The organism is Candidatus Neptunochlamydia vexilliferae, assembly GCF_015356785.1.
GTDB lineage: Bacteria > Chlamydiota > Chlamydiia > Chlamydiales > Simkaniaceae > Neptunichlamydia > Neptunichlamydia vexilliferae.
The window spans coordinates 1-2,164 of sequence record NZ_JAAEJV010000108.1 but is presented as its reverse complement, the minus strand read 5'-3'; the positions used below and the strand labels follow the sequence as shown (position 1 = coordinate 2,164).

Here is a 2,164-nt window from a genome sequence, read left to right as displayed (position 1 = left end):
TTAATAGAAAGCACCAATAGATCCCTAATACAAAAAAGGTTAAAAATACCTGGAGCATGGTGGTTAGCTGAAAATGCCGATGATATGGCCCAACTTAGAACCCTACGTGCAAACGGCTTTTGGGAGGAGCTATGGGAAGAAGCTGCTTAAGCAAGTTCCATAGAGTACGGGTTTCAATCACACCCCCCCACAACGCATCAAGTAGTTTTTTATTTGGTCCTGTGTTAATATTGCCCTATGATCACAGTGACTATTTTGACCAAAAATAATGAGGAAACCCTCGGCTCTGTTTTGGAGTCGGTTTGCTCCTTTGACGAGGTGGTTCTCCTCGATACCGGCTCTACCGACACCACCCTCGAGCTTGCCCAAATTTACCCCAACGTGAAGGTCTTTAAAAGTCCCTTCATCGGCTTTGGCCCTCTTCATAATTTAGCAGCGCAGCATGCCTCCCATGACTGGATCCTCTCTCTCGATAGTGACGAGGTCCTTACCCCTGAACTTGCCGCAGAGATCCTAGCCCTAAAGCTTGACCCCAAAAAGGTCTACTCCTTCCCCTTTAACAACTACTTCAATGGAAAGCATATCAAGTGGTGTGGCTGGTACCCCGACCGCCATGTCCGCCTCTATAACAAAACGACCACCTCTTTTACCGACGATCAGGTCCATGAAAAAATAAAGCCCCTCCAAGAAGTTGCCCTCAAACACCCCGTTAAGCACTACTCCTACCGCTCGATCGCCGACTTCCTCAAAAAAATGGACCGCTACTCCACTCTTTTTGCCGAGCAAAATCTCCATAAAAAGCGCTCTTCTTTTACCAAAGCGCTCCTTCACGGCTCTTTTGCCTTCATCAAATCCTACATCATCAAGAAAGGTTTTCTAGGAGGAAAAGAGGGATATATCATCTCCCTTTATAATGCCCAGACAACCTTTTACAAATACCTCAAGCTTGCTTATGCTTCTCGCGCTGCTTTATCACAAGATCGGTAACGGCAAGTATGCCAACTCCCTCGAAAAACTCGAGGAGCACTTTGCCTTTATCGCCTCTCATTATCCCACCGTCCATCCCGGCGAAAAACTCGCTTCCACCTCGGTCTGCCTCACCTTTGACGATGCCTTCTTTGACTTTTACCACCTGATCTTTCCCCTCCTTCAAAAGTACCACCTCAAAGCGCTCCTTGCCGTTCCCACCGCTTACATCCCTGAAAACACTCCCCTTTCTCCCGAAGAGCGCCTCGATAAGGTGGCCACATTTCCCGATAAAGCGCCGCCGATTCCCTCCCCTGCCTTCTGCACCTGGGAAGAGCTTAAGAAGCTCGCCGCCTCTCCCCTCATCCAAATCGCCTCCCATTCCCTCCATCACCGTCCCTTAAATAGCTCTCATGTCGATGCTGAAAAAGAGCTTCTCGACTCCAAAAAGGTCCTCGAATCGAAACTCCACTGCCCCATTACTTCCTTTGTCTATCCCTTTGGGATCTTTGACAAAAAGGTCCATTCCCTTGCCCGACAGCACTACTCGCACATCTTTCGGATCGGAAATGCCTCCAACTTCTCCTGGAACCAAAACCTTATTTATCGGATCAATGCCGACCAGCTTCCTGCAGCGAATTTCCCATTCCGCCCGCAGCATCAATTAAAACATACGCCCCGTTATTTCTTAAATCGTCTCCGATCAAAATAATTTCTTGCCAAAATTTTGAAAATCATTTTAGGGTGAGGTTATCCACTTACTTTGGAGGCAAGCGATGCTTTTCGAGAAAGAAGTCGAACATAAAGATGAAGTATCGGAAGGAAGCCGCGAACAGCGGATTGAGGAGCTCAAGAGCTTTATTAAAGCGCAGCGTCATCTTCACGATGACCATGGCGCCGCGATCATTGGGAGCCATGACCGGCCCCCCGTCTACCCCAAAGACTAATTTTCTCCTAGATGCACCCACAAAGGTGCAGTGGGTGCATTTAGTAGAAATTCTAACTCATTGACAGGTAAGCCACTGGTTTGACCAGTGGACTTTCAAGGCTTGGCCTTAAGATTTAGTGAAAAAAGACGATGTTGCATTTTCCTTGTTGAGCTTGGCAGACCAACAAAGGAAAAAATTATGAATACAACATCGTCTTTTGAGAGTTTATCTCATTCTAAATGGGATTGTAAATACCATATCGTGTTTAT

At 47.0% G+C, this 2,164-nt stretch carries 3 protein-coding genes; all 3 read left to right on the top strand.

Annotated elements, in window-relative coordinates:
* The first annotated feature begins 237 nt into the window (after nt 1-237).
* The 3 genes from NEPTK9_RS09400 to NEPTK9_RS09390 all read left to right on the top strand — a co-directional run bounded on the left by NEPTK9_RS09400 (nt 238) and on the right by NEPTK9_RS09390 (nt 1,913).
* Nucleotides 238-987, top strand: a complete 750-nt coding sequence (locus NEPTK9_RS09400; RefSeq protein WP_194848574.1) for a glycosyltransferase family 2 protein — start codon at nt 238-240, stop codon at nt 985-987.
* Nucleotides 953-1,678: a polysaccharide deacetylase family protein gene (locus NEPTK9_RS09395; protein WP_194848573.1), complete on the top strand. Its 726-nt coding sequence runs from the start codon at nt 953-955 to the stop codon at nt 1,676-1,678. The genes NEPTK9_RS09400 and NEPTK9_RS09395 overlap by 35 nt, the downstream gene beginning before the upstream one ends.
* Before the next feature lie 64 nt (nt 1,679-1,742).
* Nucleotides 1,743-1,913 carry a hypothetical protein gene (locus tag NEPTK9_RS09390; protein ID WP_194848572.1) on the top strand — a complete coding sequence of 57 codons (171 nt, stop codon included), beginning with the start codon at nt 1,743-1,745 and terminating at the stop codon, nt 1,911-1,913.
* Nucleotides 1,914-2,164 lie beyond the last annotated feature (251 nt).